The organism is Diaphorobacter sp. HDW4B (assembly GCF_011305535.1).
Taxonomy (GTDB): Bacteria; Pseudomonadota; Gammaproteobacteria; order Burkholderiales; family Burkholderiaceae_C; genus Diaphorobacter_A.
The window spans coordinates 2,520,627-2,539,450 of the sequence record NZ_CP049905.1 but is presented as its reverse complement, the minus strand read 5'-3'; the positions used below and the strand labels follow the sequence as shown (position 1 = coordinate 2,539,450).

At 61.8% G+C, this 18,824-nt stretch carries 11 protein-coding genes; 8 read left to right on the top strand and 3 right to left on the bottom strand.

Going from position 1 to position 18,824, the window contains the following annotated elements:
* The first annotated feature begins 243 nt into the window (after nucleotides 1–243).
* The 6 genes from G7048_RS11725 to G7048_RS11700 all read left to right on the top strand — a co-directional run bounded on the left by G7048_RS11725 (nucleotide 244) and on the right by G7048_RS11700 (nucleotide 8,123).
* Nucleotides 244–1,650 (top strand): homoserine dehydrogenase, encoded by a 1,407-nt coding sequence (locus G7048_RS11725; RefSeq protein WP_166068311.1) that lies wholly within the window; start codon nucleotides 244–246, stop codon nucleotides 1,648–1,650.
* A 52-nt stretch (nucleotides 1,651–1,702) separates the two neighbouring features.
* On the top strand, nucleotides 1,703–3,697 hold the full coding sequence (locus tag G7048_RS11720; RefSeq protein ID WP_166068310.1) for a 3'-5' exonuclease: 1,995 nt from the start codon (nucleotides 1,703–1,705) through the stop codon (nucleotides 3,695–3,697).
* A 134-nt stretch (nucleotides 3,698–3,831) separates the two neighbouring features.
* On the top strand, nucleotides 3,832–6,075 hold the full coding sequence (gene dinG / locus G7048_RS11715) for an ATP-dependent DNA helicase DinG (protein WP_166068309.1): 2,244 nt from the start codon (nucleotides 3,832–3,834) through the stop codon (nucleotides 6,073–6,075).
* 144 nt (nucleotides 6,076–6,219) lie between these two features.
* Entirely contained in the window at nucleotides 6,220–6,702 is a 483-nt protein-coding gene (locus tag G7048_RS11710) for a VOC family protein (RefSeq protein ID WP_166068307.1), read from the top strand.
* Nucleotides 6,702–7,286: a DUF4274 domain-containing protein gene (locus G7048_RS11705; RefSeq protein ID WP_166068306.1), complete on the top strand. Its 585-nt coding sequence runs from the start codon at nucleotides 6,702–6,704 to the stop codon at nucleotides 7,284–7,286. Before G7048_RS11710 ends, G7048_RS11705 begins: the two co-directional genes overlap by 1 nt.
* Before the next feature lie 189 nt (nucleotides 7,287–7,475).
* Nucleotides 7,476–8,123 carry a PolC-type DNA polymerase III gene (locus G7048_RS11700; RefSeq protein ID WP_166068305.1) on the top strand — a complete coding sequence of 216 codons (648 nt, stop codon included), beginning with the start codon at nucleotides 7,476–7,478 and terminating at the stop codon, nucleotides 8,121–8,123.
* On the opposite strand, the gene G7048_RS11695 is transcribed toward G7048_RS11700, so the two are convergent.
* Both G7048_RS11695 and G7048_RS11690 read right to left on the bottom strand, forming a co-directional pair.
* Entirely contained in the window at nucleotides 8,116–9,267 is a 1,152-nt protein-coding gene (locus G7048_RS11695) for a DUF6575 domain-containing protein (protein WP_166068304.1), read from the bottom strand. The genes G7048_RS11700 and G7048_RS11695 overlap by 8 nt on opposite strands.
* A 515-nt stretch (nucleotides 9,268–9,782) precedes the next feature.
* Nucleotides 9,783–11,159 carry an aminotransferase class I/II-fold pyridoxal phosphate-dependent enzyme gene (locus tag G7048_RS11690; protein WP_166068303.1) on the bottom strand — a complete coding sequence of 459 codons (1,377 nt, stop codon included), beginning with the start codon at nucleotides 11,157–11,159 and terminating at the stop codon, nucleotides 9,783–9,785.
* Nucleotides 11,160–12,265: 1,106 nt separating this feature from the next.
* Here G7048_RS11690 and leuA point away from each other — a divergent pair.
* Complete coding sequence (gene leuA, locus G7048_RS11685; protein ID WP_166068302.1) at nucleotides 12,266–13,957, top strand: 2-isopropylmalate synthase; 1,692 nt, start codon at nucleotides 12,266–12,268, stop codon at nucleotides 13,955–13,957.
* 202 nt (nucleotides 13,958–14,159) lie between these two features.
* Nucleotides 14,160–14,663 carry a C40 family peptidase gene (locus tag G7048_RS11680; protein WP_166068301.1) on the top strand — a complete coding sequence of 168 codons (504 nt, stop codon included), beginning with the start codon at nucleotides 14,160–14,162 and terminating at the stop codon, nucleotides 14,661–14,663.
* Here the strand turns inward: G7048_RS11680 and G7048_RS11675 are convergent.
* The gene (locus G7048_RS11675; protein WP_166068300.1) at nucleotides 14,619–18,758 is read right to left on the bottom strand and encodes a DUF6531 domain-containing protein; all 4,140 of its coding nucleotides are present in this window, start codon (nucleotides 18,756–18,758) and stop codon (nucleotides 14,619–14,621) included. The genes G7048_RS11680 and G7048_RS11675 overlap by 45 nt on opposite strands.
* Nucleotides 18,759–18,824 lie beyond the last annotated feature (66 nt).

Sequence of the window (18,824 nt, the reverse complement as noted above, 5' to 3'; positions counted from 1 at the left end):
CACACCGCTTTGGCCGCCGAACGCTCCGTTCTGAGCTGCGCCTGCGCGTGCCCGGCAAGTGCTCGAATGATTACGATGATTACCAACACAGCTACCTAGCAAAGTGTTGGGTGGCTGTACCGGCAGCCACTTGGAATCATCCCCTCCCCAAATACGGACGACCCAGCTGGCAAGCTGGGTTTTTTGTTTTTCGGCCCGATGAACAGCGATTTGTTCAGGCCATTTTTGGAGAGGTCCTTCACCATGTACAGCGAACCACGCCTTCGCCCTGCCCCACTCAACGCCGCCGCACAGGCCGCCGCGACGATGTCCGCAACGGCATCGCCCGCCCGCGCTCCCGCACTGCGCATCGGCATGATCGGACTGGGCACGGTGGGCATGGGCACATGGACCGTCCTCAAGCGCAACCAGCCGCTGATCGCCGCCCGCGCGGGTCGCAACGTGGAAGTGGTCGCCATCGCCGTGCGCGACCGCGTGCGTGCTGCTGAAAAGCTGGGCGACGCAGCGCTTGAAAACGTGGAACTCAGCAACGACCCGCACTACGTCGCCACCCATCCCGACGTGGACGTGCTCGTCGAATTGGCCGGCGGCACCGGCCCTGCGCGCGACTGGGTGCAGGCCGCGCTGGCTGCGGGCAAGCATGTGGTCACCGCCAACAAAGCGCTGCTCGCGGTGCACGGCGAAGACCTCGCCGCCACCGCCGCCAACCATGGCCGCCAGCTCGCGTATGAAGCCGCCGTCGCAGGCAGCATCCCCATCATCAAGACATTGCGCGAAGCGCTGGCCGCCAACCGCATCGACGCGGTCACGGGCATCCTGAACGGCACCAGCAACTACATCCTCACCCGCATGCGCGACGCGGGCCTGAGCTTTGCCGAGGCATTGGCCGAAGCGCAGCAACGGGGCTACGCAGAAGCCGATCCGTCGTTCGACGTGGACGGCATCGACGCCGCGCACAAGCTCGCCCTGCTGGCAGCCAATGCGTTCGGCATGGCCGTCGATTTCGACGCCGTGCATGTCGAAGGCCTGCGCGATCTGCACAGCGCCGACATCGCCGCTGCTGCCGAACTGGGCTATGCCGTCAAGCTGCTCGCCATTGCGCGCCGTCAGGGCGATGCCGTGGAACTGCGCGTGCACCCGACCCTCGTGCCCGCGCGCCATTCGCTCGCCCATGTGGATGGCGCAAGCAACGGCGTGCTGGTGCAGGGCGATGCCTGCGGCAATGCGTTCTACAGCGGTGCGGGTGCAGGCGCGGAACCCACCGCCTCCGCCGTGGTGGCCGATCTCATCGATCTGGCGCGTCTGCCTGTGGACAACCCGGTCAGCGGCGTACCCACACTCGGCACCCGCGTGCAAGGCGATGCGGCCGCGCCCGCCGTGCTGCCGATCGGCGAGGTCGTCTCGGCGCAACTGCTGCGCGTGGTGTCGACCACCGGCTTGTGCGAAGCGACTGTCGTGCGCCAGTTGGAAAAAGCGGGCGTGCCGGTGCTGCGCCGCAAATGGGTGCATTCGGACGAAGCCGGCGCAGCCCCCGCGCTGGCGCTGCTGACCGCGCCGGTGCCCGACGCTGTGGCAGCCAGCGCCGTGCAGCAACTCCAGCAATGCACGGGCGCGCAGGTGCGACGTCTGCGCGTGCTTTCGGAAGGCTGATCACGGCACTGTGCAAAACTACGGCTCCAACGCACTCCGCCAGTTCACCTCCATGCCTCAGCCCGCCAGCACCGCAAGGCGCTTCACTCCCAAGCTCATCCAGCCATCCGATGAGCAATGCGCCATTCAGGTGGCGTCCGAGCGCACCGTCATCGTGGAGGCCAATGCGGGCGCAGCCAAAACCACCACGCTGGCGCTGCGCGTGGCGGAGAGTCTGGCGCGCAACGTGCCCGTGCATCGGCTGATCGCGCTGACCCACACGCAGCCCGCATGCGTGGCGCTGCACAACACGCTGGTGCAGATCGGCGTGCCGCGCGCCACGGTCCACCAGATCCGCATCCAGACCTTTGAAGATTTCAGCAAGGAGATCCTCAAGGACATCGACGATCACCGCGTTGACTACGTGGACGAGAACGAGCAGTTGCGCACCCATTTCTGGAACGCCGTGCAGCGCGTGGAGGAGGACGAGGGCGAGCGTTGGCGCGAAGAACTCAACATGCCCGCGATCGGCGACAGCTGGTTTGCCGAAGAGTTCCTCAAGATCAACACGCGGCTGAAAGGCACGATGCGCGACATGCTGGAGCGCGACGGTCGCCGCGCAAGCCCCGAGTACGCCGAGAGCATCGGCATCGACTACACGCAGCTCAAGGTGTATCTGGCCTACGAGCGCATTCGCCGTCAGGAACATGCGGACACGCCGCTGTTTCGCGGCGAGATGGATGCCACCTACGACCTGGCACGCTACTTTCACGATGGCGGCACGACGCAAGGCCTGCAGCATTGGCGGTTCAGCGCGCAGATCGTGCTGGTCGATGAAATGCACGATCTGAACTACGCCATGTTCCGCGTGTTGGTGGAAGTGCTCAACACCTCGCAGAGCTATTTCTGCGGCATGGGCGACGTGGACCAGGTGGTGCACGAGTCCACTGGCGCGGATGCCGTGTTCATGGGCAACGCCATCGCGGAGCACACAGCGCGCAGCATCAAGCGCTACCCGCTCACGCACAGTTATCGCTTCGGCAAAAGTCTGGCCGCCAAGGCCGGGCGCGTGGCCGACAAGCCCTACAGCTCCCATGCGGAATACGACACGCAGATCACGCTGCAGCAGTTCGACGACGAAGAGCAATGCGCGCAGCAGGTGCTCGACACCGTCAAGGAGTGGAAGAAGACCCGCTGGCGCGACATGAACGCGCTGGCCATTTTGCTGCGGCATCCGGCGCAATCGGTGGCCATCGAGAATCTGCTCATCGAAAACGAACTGCCGTTCACGATGGGCGGTTTCGAGAGCTATCTCAAGCGCCCTGAAATCCTGTTCATTCGCGGGCTGATGGCGGTGGCCATCGACAACATGCAAAGCCTTGCGCACGACGACACGCGCGAGCAGGCGCTGACCGCCCTGCACTTCTTCAGCGGCACGCAGATCGAGGTGGCCAACCGCCCCGGCGACAGCCAGGCCACACTGCTGGCAGACGCCATTCACGCGGTGCGCGACAACCCGATGTTTCTCACCTCGTTCTTCACCAACCAGGTGCTGCGCACGGCCAAGCCGCATCTGCAAAAGCGCTTGATGGCAGCGCAGCAACTGGCGGCATCGCAAAGCGGCCCGGCGTTTCTGGAGGATTTCCTCAAGGCGCTGGACATCACGGCCATCATCAACGACGTGTACGTATCGAAAGAGCGCCGCGCCGAAGCGCTCGCCAACGTCGAAGGCCTCAAGCGGGCCGCCGCCAAATTCAATTCCGCGTTCGACTACTTCAGCTTTCTGAACGGGCTGGAGCAAAAGCAGCGCGACTTCAAGGACAGCAAGCGCCTGCACATCGCCAGCATCGTGAGCGTGAAAGGGCTGGAGTTCGAACATGTGCTCATCCCCCATCTCACGCAAGGCGAATTTCCGGCGGGCAACGGCACTTCCACCGAAGAGCGCAATCTGCTCTACGTGGCCATCACGCGCGCCCAGAAGCAACTCACGCTGTTCGCGCACGCCGCCCGCCCCAGTGTCTTTGTCGACAGCCTGGGCTACCAACGCAAAGCCACCCCGAATGCATGAAACATGGATGCGGGGCGTCAGCCCTACTTCAGCATCGCCAACAGGTATCGGCTAAGATTGCTGGATGAAAGCACAGTGACGGGCCGCATGCCCGGCCACTGCCCGCGCACCCCTTCCCACCCCCAACCCGCTCTATGTCCGCTCAGGATTGGGCCGCCCAGGCCCTCAAATCGTTTGACTCCGTCGTGCAGGCCACCAGCGGCTTTCGCAGCCGCACGGGCCAGCGGCGCATGGCCGAGCAGGTGGCGCATGCGTTCAGTCTGGCGGAACTGGGCAAGGTCGATCCGGACGACGAAACGGCAGAGCCACCGCAACGCGCGATTGCCGTGGTGCAGGCCGGCACGGGCGTGGGCAAGTCGCTTGCCTACAGCGTGCCCGCGATTGCGATGGCGCTGGAACGCGGCACGCGCGTGCTGATCTCCACGGCCACCGTCGCGCTGCAGGAGCAGCTGGTCACCAAGGACCTGCCCGCGCTCGCCGCGCACATGCCCAAGCCGTTCAAATTTGCGTTGGCCAAGGGGCGCGGTCGCTACATCTGCAAGCTCAAGCTGGAGCGTCTGGCAACGGGCTCCGATGCGTCGGGCGACCCCGACGGCCTGGCCGACGACGACCTGTTCGCTGAAGAGGAAGCCGCCGAACGCGCCAAGCGCCCGCGGGCCGAATCCGAGGCGCGCATGAAGTTCTATTCCAGCATGGCCGATGCGCTCGCGCGCGGCGCATGGGATGGCGACCGCGACACGCTGGACACACCGCCCGAGGCCGAGGTCTGGAGCCCCGTGGCCGCCGAGGCCAGCTCGTGCACCAGCAAGCATTGCCCGGTGTTCAGCAACTGCACGTATTTCGAGCGCCGCAAGGAGCTGGTCGCCGCACAGGTCATCGTGGCCAATCACGATCTGCTGCTGTCTTCGCTGGGCGCGCGGCTGCTGCCCGAGCTCGACAACTGCCTGCTCGTGGTGGACGAAGCGCACCACCTGCCCGGCACCGCGCTCGACCAGTTCGGTTGCGAGGCCGATCTCTCGCGCCTGACCTGGATCGACAAGCTCGCCAGCCGCGCCTTGCGCATCGGCCAGCTCGTCGAAGTCGAAGAAGTCGCCGACATCCCCACCGATTCCGCACGCCTGCGCACCGCGCTGCAAGACGCTGCGCGGCTGGTGATGGACATCTACGGCGAACAGCTCAAGGCCCCGAGGCAAGGTGCTGGCGGTGCTGGCGGTGCGACAGCGAGCCGCTTCGGCAACTCCGCACCGCGCTACTCCACGCCCTACAACAACATCACGCGTGCGCGCGTTCCGGGCGGCGTGCTGCCCGAGGCGCTGATCGAGCCCCTCTCGCAGATCGCGCATCACGCCGAAGGCTTTCTCACCGCACTGCGCGCCATCTCCAAGGCCCTGCGCAGCCAGATCAAGGACAAGCCCGACGAGGCACGCCGCCTGTCCACACTCTATGCACAGATCGGCGCGCTCGCGCCGCGTCTGGAGGGCGTGCACGCGACGGTCTCGCTGCTGCTGCAGGACACACCCGAAGGCGCTGCACCGGCCGCCAAGTGGTTCACGCTGGAGATCGATGGCGACTACATCGTCGTCAAGGCCCACGCCAGCCCGCTGCTGCCAGGCAACACGCTGCGCAACCACCTGTGGTCTGCCGTGCGCGGCGCGGTGCTCACCTCAGCCACGCTCACCAGCTGTGGACAATTCGATTTCTTCCTGCGCGAAGCGGGCCTGCACAACGACGACGCAGTGACCACGCTCGAAGTGCCCAGCCCGTTCGACTACGCGCTGCAAGGCACCTTCGTCGCCACCGAGACCCACGCCGATCCCAAGAACGCCGCCGCCTTCACCGCAGAAATGGTGGATGCGCTGCTCGCCGATCTGTCGATGGTGGAAGCGGGCGCGCTCGTGCTCTTCACCTCGCGCGACCAGATGCGCCAGGCCGTCGATGCCCTGCCCACCGCCATGCGCGGCATCGTACTAGTACAAAACACGCTGCCTCGCCAACAACTACTCAGGCAGCACCGCGAGCGCGTGGCCGAAGGCATGGCGTCCATCATCTTCGGCATGCAGTCGTTCGGCGAAGGGCTGGATCTGCCCGGTCCGCTGTGCGAATCGCTGTTCATCACCAAGCTGCCGTTTGCGCCGCCGGACGACCCCGTCGGCGAAGCCCGCGCCGAGTGGCTGCGCGGTTCGGGCCGCGATCCGTTCATTGAGCTGGTCGTTCCCGCCACCGCCATCCGCCTCGCCCAATGGGCCGGACGCGCCATCCGCACCGAAGACGACCGCGCGCATGTCTATTGCTACGACAAGCGCCTCGTGCGCACGAACTACGGACAGATGCTGCTCAAGGGACTGCCGCCGTTCACGCTGGAGCGCAGGCAGGTGTGATGCTTGCCACGGCGCAGGCGACCCCATGAATGCCCCGGTCGCCTTGCGTTTGGTTGCGAGTGGAGTTGAGCGCCAACTCGCATCGCCGGACAATGGTCGTTCTTTCTTTTCTGCCCATCCACTTTGCCCCCAAGGAGAACGAAGATGCCCAGCAAGAACACGATCTGTCTCTGGTACGACGGCGCAGCGCTCGAAGCTGCGGAGTTCTACGCCAGAACCTTCCCCGACAGCGCAGTGCAAGCCGTGCACCACGCACCCGGCGACTTCCCATCAGGCAAGCAGGGCGCTGTGCTCACCGTGGAATTCACCGTCATGGGCATCCCCTGCGTCGGCCTCAATGGCGGTCCCGCATTCAAGCACGACGAGGCGTTTTCCTTTCAGGTCGCCACCGAAGATCAGGAAGAAACCGACCGCCTGTGGAACGCCATCATCGACAACGGCGGCCAACCCAGCGCCTGCGGCTGGTGCAAGGACAAATGGGGCCTGTCGTGGCAGATCACGCCACGCGTGCTGATCGAAGCCGTCACCGATCCTGATCCCGCAGCCGCCAAGCGCGCGTTCAATGCGATGATGGAAATGACCAAGATCGACATCGCGAAAATCGAGGCTGCACGAAAGGGAAATTGATGGATGAGGAACAGCGCAAGCAACTGAAGCAACAGGCCCGATCCGCTGCGGCGAAGGAAGCCGAAGCCATGGCACAACGAGAGGCCGAACGCGACGAGGCCCAGTGGAAAATCATCCTGGGTCATCTCGAAATTGCCAATGCCGAACAGCGCCATGTGTACGTGGCGTACTCCAACTACGATGGCAATGAGCGCGGCATTCGGTTTCTCGCCAACCGTTCTGATCTCTCCACAGGCACTGCCGTGATGATGTTCTGGTTTCTCGGCGCGGACTATCTGGCCCGCGTGAAACCCGAGGAACTGAGGTCGTATCAACAGGAAAAATGGCAGTTGCTGCAGTTGATCGAGCAACGCGTCGCGTCGGGCTTCTACCAAGGTGATGCGATCCACTTCGATCCTGCAGACTCCATCGTCCGTCCCGGCGAATACCAATCCCTGGGCCCGCTGGTTCAGCCCATCGCACCACAGATGTACACCGTTGCCCAAGGCACCACCCACGTCGATCTGGACGAGGTCGCCGAGGAATACGATGACGGATTGCCATTGGATGTGTCGAGCGCAGTCTGGGCTCTGTGGGACGAGTGAACGCAGTAAGGGAACCACTGCACGAAGCTGATCGACGCGTGCCAGTGCAGCCTCGGGCAGTCTTCCGCGTTGAAAATCCTCGGGACAGCTACAGCTATTCCTGCAGTTTTCGCCTTGAATCCCATCCCGATCTGCTTCTGGCCGCTTGTCGTTCGATTCGTGCATGGGCTCCCAAGGCACAATCCCGGCATGCCTTCGACCACCCCCATCGCCGTCATCGACTTTGAAACCACCGGCATGACGCCCGCACAGGGCGCGCGCGCCACCGAAATCGCCATCGTGCTGCTGCAGAATGGCCGCGTCGTGGACCGCTTTCAAAGCCTGATGCGCACGGGCGTCTACATCCCCTCCTTCATCACGCAACTCACCGGCATCACCAACGCCATGGTGGCCGATGCGCCCGATGCTGAAGGCGTCATGCGAGACGCAGCGCGCTTCGTGAACAACGCTCCCATGGTGGCGCACAACGCATCGTTCGACAGCAAGTTCTGGTGCGCCGAGATGCAGCACGCCGGCATCACCGCCACGCACCCGTTTGCCTGCACCGTGCTGCTGTCACGCCGCCTGTACCCGGAAGCGCGCAGCCACAGCCTTGGCAACATCGTCGATCACCTCGGCCTGCCACGCGCAGGACGCGCGCACCGGGCGCTGGCCGATGCCGAGATGGCGGCTTCACTGCTCGCACGGATTCAGCACGATCTGCAGTCCCGCTGGGGCATTGCGCAACCGGGACATGAGCTGCTCAGTGGCCTGCAGCGTTGCGCCAAGCCGGGCGTGGCCAAGTGGCTGGCGCGACAAGCTAATCCCAAGTTGCCAACACAGCCACAGTTCACATGAGATCAAGCAAGGTGTAAGTCCACTTTTCTCTGTCCGTCAACGGATCAACGATAGACGTTTCCTCCAGCTTTGCCCGTATCGCACTCGGTACTTCAAAGTGTCTGAATGCTAGGCTGCGGGCCAACTTTCCCTTAATAACATCCCCGTCGTCTAAGACTAAGGCGAAGAAGTCACTTTGGACATCGACACCAACCAATCTCGCACTTCTTTCCACGACCTGAGATGTAGACTGATCAAACGCTTCTAGCTTCTGTAGCGACAGCGAAATATTCGCATGACTTGCAGAGACCAATCGACTCTTGCCATGAGGTGATGCCCACTCACACTTGATAGAAACCTGCGCATCAACCATTACTCTCAGCAAATGTTTGAAGCGACTTCTAGCTAAGATGTTGAGACGATGAAGATCACTCGCTACGACTGATGGCTCAGACAAGATATCGATCATTTCCGAAAGCGTCTGCAATGCTCTTTCTGTGTCATCGGCCTCAAATAAAGCTCCACCTTTAGTTTGCATCCGGACACCAAACGAACTGGCAAACAATCCTGTCACCATAACTTCGCTACGTTGTTTGACATCCTCCGGCACCCGTCGTACATCTAACCGAGGGTCACATGAAAAGGCATAGATGGTGTTCTGTAGTGCTTCAAGCAAGCGCCCCAGCTTCCCGGCACCCATCTCGTACGAGTTACTCAGCTTCTCGAATGCGATATCAAATACCTGACGTTGGGCGCGTGGGGCTAGCTCAACTGGAGTGCTATGACGTACAGGTAATTTTGGAGTTTCCACGTTGATGTATGCCGCCGGCTCTGGCAACCAATCCGCATCAATATCCTTAGCGTCCAACTGAACGACCTCAAGCTCACCTCTAACGGATCTGACGAACAAAGCCGTGCCGTCCTCAGGGTTTGCCAAAACATTCGCAATGCCCACATCTCCGTGCTTCAGAGCATCGTACCTTTCTTGGCTAACGCGTAAGTAGAGCCATGAAGTACCTTCATCCGTCTCTTCTATCCAGTAGACCAAATACAGCTGCCCAACGATATCTCTGCAGCTATAAAATTTAGGTCCATCGTAGTAATCGAACACCTCCTGAGGTGCCAATCCACGTATCAAGGAGTGCATATCCTCACGCGATCTCATTTTCAGCACACTCCTTGAAATTGAGGTGTGGGGTAGATGTCTGGAGCCACCAAGTAATATGCGTTGGTTTGCCCGTCTGCAGAACAAGCCCATCACTTTCTGAGATTGAGCCAAATGCAATTTTCTTTTGCCTCAGTCCTTTGTAGCTCGCGCGGATTTTCAGTGCATCGCTCAGCTCACGAAAAACAGACACCCCACATGCCATGCAAATTTGGTGGGACGTGAACTCTCTATGCGGAAACTCTACTATGGTCGGCTGAAAGTCCTCGGCCGTCGTTGGACTATTCCCTACCAATCGATATACCTGCACATTCTCACGACGTGCGTTGGGTGGTGGGCATTGCTCTGGAAAATACTCGGGCCACATATTCTGTACAGTTTTCTAATTTCGCACCGGGAAGCTGAATGGTGGACTACCTCTCCTCAGCTAGTCCACTTGGTCTTGAGTTTATACATTCAAATCGCGCAGAGAAAGTCTCCTGGATCAAATGCTGCATACCGGAGTTCATCTTCCATCAATAAACAGCCCGAACCTGCAAACTGAGCGCCACACTCAGATCCGCAGAAAGCCGCTTCGCATCGCGCTTATCCACAGCCCCTAGGCTGATACGAATCGCCGATGCGTTCACCAGCGCCATCGGCGAACCCGCCTGCACGGCCCAGCCGCACGATGCCATGGCTTGAACGACCGTGAGTTCGTCAGGCACGGCAATCCACAGATGCAGTCCGTCTGCGCTGGCGTCGCCTCCATCGATCAGCGCAACGCCCTGCTTTTGCAACTCCATCACCAGCGCCTGTCGGCGTGCCGCATACGTGCTCTGCATGTACGCGAACGATCCGCGACCACGGCCCTTGCTGGCCTGTCGCCACAGCAAGGCTGCGTGGCCCTGCAACCAGCGACTGACCTTGCGCGGGCCGAGTGCGAAATGGGCGCGCATGCCTTCGATGAGATCGGACAAGCCCGCTGCCATGCACACCCGCATCTCGTGGCCCAGCGGCTTTCCGAGTGACATCACGTACAACCAGTTAGGTGGCAAGCCGTTGACTCCGCTGCCGCCCGCGACGAAGGGGGCAGCGCTGATCAGCCCCCAATAATCGTTGAAGATCACCAGCGTGTTCGGACAAGCACGCAGTTGCTTGCGCAGCGCGCGCCAACGATCCGCACGCAGATTCGCACCCGTGGGATTGTGTGCACGCGGCGTGAGGACCACGGCGGCGCAGCTTGCGAGCACGCCCGCCGCTGGCACTTGAACGCCCTGCCCGTCCATGGAAAGTGGCACAGGACGCAAACGCAGACTGCGCAACAGCGCCAGCAAAGGCGGCCAGCACGGGTCTTCGATGGCAATGCGATCACCAGGGCGCGCATGCTGGCGCAAAGCGCGTTCAATCGCATCGAGCGTGCTGGAGAAAACACCCACGGACGACTGCTGCGGAATGCCTTGCGATCCCAACCATTCGCGCGTGACGGCAAGCAGCTCCTCGTCATCACTCAACTCGCCAGCCGCGGCACCACCCGCATCGGCTTGCGGTGCAAGCAACGCACGCAGCTTGTTCCACGCCCCCGCGCGCAGTTGCGGCAGCAATGAGGAATCCACCTGTCCACTCGCCAGATCGCGCAACCCTTGCGGTACCACATAGGCGGCAGGCATCTGCACGGCCTCTCCGGCCACCCGCGTGCCGCGACGCCCGGAAGTGACCAACCGCCCAGCATCCCGCAGCCGCGCATAGGCGGCAGCCACGGTATTTGGATTGACGCCCAACTGCGTCGCGAGATGCCGCACGGCCGGCAAGGAATCACCGGCCTGAAGTTCTCCGCTGCGAAGCGAAGTTTCGATGCTGCTGGCAATGTCTTGAGCATTGCTTCCTTGAATATTCTGTACTGACCAATTCATCCCATACATTGTATTGTTTGTACTAGTACAAAATTTTGTATGTCGGACGATGCTTTGAAAGTTGCGTGAGAAAAGTTCGAAAATGCTTAAAAATGAGGCAAAACAGCCAAAAAATGCCGGTTTTGGCTGTTCAAAAGTATGAGGAAGGAGGAAATTCGAGAAAGCACGCGCATCCCAAACGGAAAAGTTGAATGCATCGTTCCGCGAGCGACAAAACGATCCAAAAAATCGCTGAAAAAGTGGTCCCAAAGCCTCAAAACGCGGATTTTTCAAATTCCGAACCCACGAACAGACGAACTTTTGCTCAAAATTTAGGCAATGCATCAGCCAAAAAAATGAGCCAACATTCATTTTTTAAAAACGGATCACCCCACACTCCAAAATCCGCACACAAACCCCATGCCCCTATCTCGCGAAGTCGCGAGATCAACGGTCACGAGCAACGCGAAGTGCCGTAAATACCTCTTCCAGACTGACTTGCGGCAAGCTGTCTGAACGGAGCGCCTACGGCGCGAAGAGAGTTTTGCCGCAGGTATTCAAAGCGCCTTTTGGTCACTTTTGCGCGCCAGCAAAAGTGACTCCGCCGCCGGGCGGAACTCCCGGCACCCGCAGCCAACGACACAACAGAATCAACTCCAGCAGCAACGAACCAAAAAGGAATGGTCAAACAACAAGCGACCCCAAAGCCCCGCAATCAAAACGGGTTACCCGATTTGCCCAAATCGACATACGCGTGCTACTATTTTTCGCATATGCGACGCACCCAGCAGCAGCTACTAACCACCCTACGTCTAAGCCTAGTGCTTGGCCGGGGTCTGCTTGCGTGCACACGCTCCGTTGCCTGAAGCTGAAGAATCGAACACAACAAGCCCAGTAGCAGTGGCTTCTTCTTCACCAAGCTTCAACGCAACACCGACATCCCCCTGACCCCGGCCCACATACCCGTCTGCAGTCTCGTCTGAGCATTGCAGGACGGCAGGGGACGTCATTCGATTTTTGTTTCGTTTGACCCGTTCGTCGTGCTTTTCTTCGATCCGCGCTCCTCACAAGGAATCAGGGCGCGTCAGCAGCTGCAGCACACAAACCCAATGTGGAGCCCCGTCATCATGATTTCCAATCCTTCCAGCAAGTACCAGCCGTTTGCCCCCATCGCCTTGGCCGACCGCACCTGGCCGTCGAAGACCATCACGCAAGCGCCGATCTGGCTTTCCACTGACTTGCGCGACGGCAACCAGGCCCTGTTCGAGCCCATGAACGGCGAGCGCAAGATGCAGCTCTACAAGGAGCTCGTGCGCATTGGCTTCAAACAGATCGAGGTGGGTTTCCCCGCCGCGTCGCAGACCGATTTCGATTTCGTGCGCCGCCTGATCGACGAGGATCTGATTCCCGACGATGTGACCATCATGGTGATGACGCAGTCGCGCGAAGACCTCATCGACCGCACCGTGGAAGCCGTGCAGGGTGCCAAGCGCGCCATCGTCCACATCTACAACGCCGTCGCGCCTGCATGGCGCAAGATCGTTTTCAACATGGGCGTGCCGCAGGTGATGGAGCTGGTGAAGCACCACGTCTCGCACTTCAAGAAGCAGTCCGACAAACATCCCGAGACCGAGTGGATCTTGCAGTATTCGCCCGAGACCTTCAGCAGCGCCGAGCTCGATGTGTCCTTGCAGGCCTGCCAGACCGCCATCGAAGCCTGGGGCGTGAACGCCGAGCGCAAGATCATCATCAACTTGCCGACGACGGTGGAAAACGCCACTGCCAACGTGTTCGCCGATCAGATCGAATGGATGCACCGCCACCTCGTGCCGCGTGAACACGTCGTGCTCTCCGTGCATCCGCACAACGACCGTGGCACGGGCGTGGCCGCAGCAGAGTTCGCGATGATGGCCGGTGCCGACCGAGTGGAAGGCTGTTTGTTCGGCAACGGCGAGCGCTGCGGCAACGTGGACATCGTGACGCTCGCGCTCAACATGTACACGCAAGGCGTGCATCCGAATCTCGACTTCTCGGACATCACCGGCGTGGCGCGCATTGCCGAAGAATGCACATCGCTTCCGATCCACCCGCGCCATCCGTATGCGGGCGATCTCGTGTTCACCGCATTCTCCGGCTCACACCAGGATGCGATCAAGAAGGGCTTTGCCGCGCAACGTGCGGACGCGATCTGGGAAGTGCCTTACTTGCCCATCGACCCCGCCGACCTCGGCCGCACCTACGACAGCGTGATCCGCGTGAACAGCCAGTCGGGCAAAGGCGGCATCTCGTTCCTCATGGAGCGCGAACACGGCGTGGTGATGCCGCGCCGCATGCAGGTCGAGTTCAGCAACGTCGTGCAGCGCCAGACCGACACCAGCGAAACCGAGATGACCGGCGATGCGCTTTGGAAGCTGTTCAACGCGACCTACCTTGCGACGCCTGAAAGCGCCACAGCCATCATCTGCCACAGCCACAAGCTCACGGACGAAGGCCACAGCATCGAGATGGACGTGACCATCAACGGCGAACGCCAGAAGCTGCAAGGCCAGGGCAATGGCCCGATAGCAGCCGCCGTGGATGCCCTCGGCCTGCCATTGCGCGTGGACCACTACGAAGAGCGCGCCACCGGCAGCGGAGCCAACGCGCAGGCCTTGGCGATCATCGAAGCCGCGATGGAAGGCGTTGCCGGCTCCACCTTCGGCGCAGGCATGAGCCACAACATCGTGACCGCGTCCGTGCAGGCCGTGGTCAGCGTGGCGAATCGACTGATTGCGCGACGTGCGGCAGGGCAGACGATGAGCACCGAAGCAGCAGCCTGACACTGCCGAGCGATCTCCAGCAATGGTTTCGCACTTCCGCCTATCCACACAGGGGGTGCGAATCGCGGTGACACGCGGAGACTCAACGGGCTCGCCCTCGGCGCTTTCACAGATCGCCACGCCACAGAGCATGTGCCACAAGCCCATGCTCTGCAAGGAAAAAGCTTGGGCCAACCGCCCTGTGCTGATACCCTTGGAGCCCATGCGAGCACTTCTTCATTGCCTGACGGTGGCGGCTGCCGTGCTGATCGCGGGTTGCAGCTCCACACCCACGCCGTCCACGTCCCAAACCTCCCAGTCCTCACGCGCTTCGGGGCAGGGCGTTTCGCGGCTTTCGGCGGAGCAGGCCGACGACATTGCAATCCACGCGATGGGACTGGTCGGCACGCCTTACCGCTACGGCGGCAACACACCTGACAGCGGATTCGATTGCAGCGGCCTCATCGGCTATGTGTACCGCAGCCGCGCAGGAGTGTCGCTACCGCGCACCGTGGCGCAGCTCGATGAATTCGGCAAGGCCATCTCCAGGAGCGATCTGCGCGTCGGTGATCTGGTCGTGTTTGGACGCGGCACGCCCACGCATGCAGGCATCTATGTGGGAGAAGGGCGCTTCGTGCACGCACCATCCACAGGCGGAACGGTACGGCTCGATTCGCTGGGCTCAAAGTATTGGTCCAAGCAGCCCACGGCTTATCGGCGGTTTTAGATGTTCCCGCACGGCGTTGGTGTGCCGCAATGCGGCATCTGAATCCAAAGAAGCAGGGCGCGGTCCCGAGTTGATGTGGGCGCCCAAACAGGCGTCGTAGCAACGCCCCGAGCCATCCATCAGCAAGCCCGTTGATGCATCCAGATGACGCCCCCCGGAGCGCATGGGTTGCCACAGATGCTGCGGGTTGTGCTCTGCGCAATCGTTGCCCCATGGGTCCTGTTGCAACGCCCAGACCACCGAGCCCTTTGCATCGAGCAGCGCGGCAGGACTGCCGGTGTGGTCGGTGAGCACATGGCGGATCTGGATGTTGCTCGCCTCGTCGACGGCTTTCGGCAATGCTGGATGCTGCTGCGCCGATTGCGCGGCTTTGACCTGTCGGACCAGAAACGCCTGATGGTTCGCATTTTTTCCACTGTCACCCGCCAAACGCGCCTTGATGCGCGCGTCCAGATCTTCGAGGTTCTTGAGCATCTCGCGCATGTTCTGATGGTGATGCGATGCATCCTTGAGCGCCGGTTTGGAATCAGGCGTCTGCACGGTCTTGTCCACAGACTCCTCATGCGCCTGCCCCTTGGCGAGCTGCAGAAGCGGCGTGCACGTGCCCGGTTCATACACGGTGTGAACGATGTCGGTGGGCGTGCTGTCCGCGTTGCCGCGCGTGGCGTGGCGCTCGACATGCACCAACCGATCGCCATCCCATCCGAAGTACTTGGCGTCAACGGTCTTGCCGTCTTCATCCAGAGAGTACAGCGCGACACATCGGCCCAGCGCATCGTATCGGTAGTGACGCACGAATGACTTGCCTTGCGCGTCCACGCCTTTCGCTGCGACGAGCTGATTGGCCGCGTCGTAGTGCAAACGCACCGCGCGTCCGGTGTGCAGATCGAGCACGCGCGTGCGGTTGCTGCGGCTGTCATGACAGTAGCAAAGGCGTGCCTCGCCAAGTCGCTTGTCGTGCGCGTTGGTGTAGTAATCGACACGTCCACCCGCCCAGCGCGTGGTGTGGGCGAGCTCGGATTCCGGCCTGCGCACCAACTCTCTGGTTTCTTCGTCATCACAGGCCGATTCGGCTTCCATGGCGTCCGCATGGGTTGCGGTCATCACGTCCGAAGGCTGAGGCAGGCGGTGGCCTGCGGGATCAAAAGACCAGCGCTGCGCGCCCGCCTGAGGCGTGTGGGATGCGATCAAACGGCCATGCGCATCGTAGGCGAAGCGGCTGGTTCCCACGTCACTGTGGATGGCGAGCATGCGCCCCGCGTGGTCGTACAGGTATTGCCGCGCCCGAATCGCCGCAGCGGCGATGTTGGTCGTGGAGGGCGGCAGCGCGTCACCCGACCATTCCATGGTCTGCCACAGGCCTGCAGAGTTCCAGTCGATCTGGCGACGAACGCCTGCCGTCGTCAGCAGGCGAGCGCTCTCGCGCTGCAGGGCATCGCGTGTGAACTCGATCTGCGTTCTGCGCTGCCATGTGAGGCTTTGCAGAACGCCCGACGCATTCAGCTCGTAGCCCACCGAGCCCAGCGTTCCCAGCTCGCTTGCCGTGCGCCGACCTTGCCCATCGAGCACATGGCTGATGCAGTACTCGAATTCCTGCTTTCCCGTTTGAGAATCAAAAAGGTGATGCGTCTGCGCAATCACGCGGCCCATGCGATCGCGACGCCATTCGATGCGGCTGAGAAGCTGTTCTTTCGGCTTGCCCCTTGCACTATCAACCTTTGCACTATCAATTTTTGCGCCTTCAACATTCGCGCCATCGGCGTTCGCAATCCAGTTGCCAGCCGATTGCAGCTCATCGGCGCGACTCCATTCAAACCGCGTGGTGAAGGCCGCGCTGTCGGCATTGGCGGGGTGGCTGATGGCCGAGAGCCTTCCCGCATTGCTCCATTCATAACGGATGGTGTGCGCCTCGCGATCCTGCTCCTTCATGCTGCCGTCGATGCATTCATGCAACCTGCCGCCCACGCCGTAGCGGTATTCGACCGTGCGTTTGTCAAACCCGATCTCACGCGCCAGACGATCCATTTCATCCCATTGCAAACGCCATGCATCACCGCTTTCGTTGGTGTACTCGGTCAGCCGGCCGGCATCGTCGTAGGTCCATTTCACGCAGTGGCCTGCATGTTCGCGCTCGACCATTCGTCCCCACAGGTCGTACTGCATCCGCACGTCGCCAGCAATGCGCAAGGCCGCTTCCGACGTGGCGTTGCCGGTCACGCTGACCGCCACAACGCGCCCGCACGCATCGCGCTGGAAATGCTCGCTCACCCCATTGGCCCGATGCAGCGCGATGAGCTGACCACGTTCATCGTGCTCGTATCGCTCGGCCTCTCCGAGGGGGTTGATGTGCGCTGTCAATGAGCCACTTTTGGAGTATTCGAATCGCGTGGTGTGTCCATCGGGGTCGCAGCGACTGAGCAGCAGACCTTCTCGTGAATGCACGAATTGCGTGGTGCCGCCCGCGCCATCGGTGATCTGCGACGGCAGATGCGCAATGCTTCGGTCAGCAGCAGGATCGGGATAGACGCGCCGCTCCAGGCTGCCATCGGCGCGCTGGATGCGTTCCACGCGCTGCCACGCATCATGATGATGGCGCGTGACGCGGCCTTCGGGATCGGTGACGGCAAGCAGCAGGCCGGTTGCAGCATCCCATTCGTTGCGCGTCTCGCCGCCGTCGGGATGTTGGACGAAGGTCGCCAGACCCATCGCATCGGGCCAGAAGTGCGTCGTGTGTCCCAGCGCATCGGTCATGGAGAGCAGACGGCCATGCGCATCGTGCGCGCGGCGCACCGTGCTTCCGTCGGCATGCGTGTGCTCCACGAGGCGCGCCAGGCCACCCGCGCCTTTGAAGAGATGGCTGGTGCTGCGTTTGAAGCTGTCGGTCGCGAGTGTCTTCGCACGCGGTTGCTTGTCCTCGTCGATTGCCAGCGTCTGGTAGCTGAAATGGCGCGTCAGTCCCTGCTGGCTGCGTTGTTCGATCACGCGTGCGCCGGGCTCGTTGCGCTCGTAGCGGTAGTGGTGTTCGGGGCCTCCGCGCTCCTGATGCAGGGTGAGCATGTGGTTGCGGTAGGCAAAGCGCTGCGTGGCCTCTTCGCGGCCTTCGCATCCGCGGCGACCATTGCGCACTTCGACCAGATCGCCTTCAGCACTGTAGACATAGCGCACCAGCAGTTCAGGATCCAGCGCGTTGAAGGCATCGGGCGTGCCGAGCAACTCCACCTTGGTCAGCCGCACGCCGCTGTCGGCCTGCCAGAAGTGGCCCGATGGATAGCGCGGTTCGGGGCGCGGCGAGCGCACCTGCTCGTAGTGCAGACGGTAGCAGCGGCCCACACCGTCCTGCATGGCGACAAGGCGTGTCGCCCCCAGCACGCTGCCGTAGCGATAGCGCTGAATGCGCCCCAGACGGTCGATGCGGCCGAGCAGTTGCCACTCCTGCGACGGGATCGATGCGCTGCCGTCCTCCAGCGCCTTGCGATTGCAGGGCGCGAATGCCCACAGTTCGTCGCCTCGGCCGTGTCCGGCAAAAATCACGTGCTGGCGTCTCGCCATCTCCTTGGGCAGATGCGCAAATCGGCGTTGCTCGGGCGATGCATACCAGCTCGGCCCCTTTTCCTCATCGCTGCCGGAGCGCAGCAGCCACAGATCTTCGCTTGGGCTGTAGTGGATCTCGCCCGCAGCCAGTGCATCGAAGTGGATGCTGCGGCCATCGACATCGTGCAGGACGCAGGCATCGGCCTTCACCTCCAGACGCAGCTCCAGCGGCGTGCGCCAGCCATGACCGAGCACACCGCAAACGCCGCCCTGCGCCACATCTGCATAGCTGCAGTAGCGACGCTCCCAAACCAGGGGCAGGACGCCCGGCAGCGAGAAATCCGTTTGCGTGGCGCCGCCGAGCACCAGCGCACCAGTCGCTGCGTGAACGCCGTACCCCACCGTGGGCACCTCGGGGCGCGGGGAGCAAGCCAGTCCTTGCGATTTCTGTGCAGCGATGGGAGAAGGCGTGGGGGTGGGGGTGGTAGTGGTTGCGTCTGCCCTGGTGGTCTTGCCGCCTTGCACGAAAGCGGCATCGATGCGCGCTTGCGGATTCTTGGTCATGGTCGATTCCCTCCCGTCACAGCCGATCTGTGACACGTTTTCTGTTCTTGTGGAACCTGAGCGCAG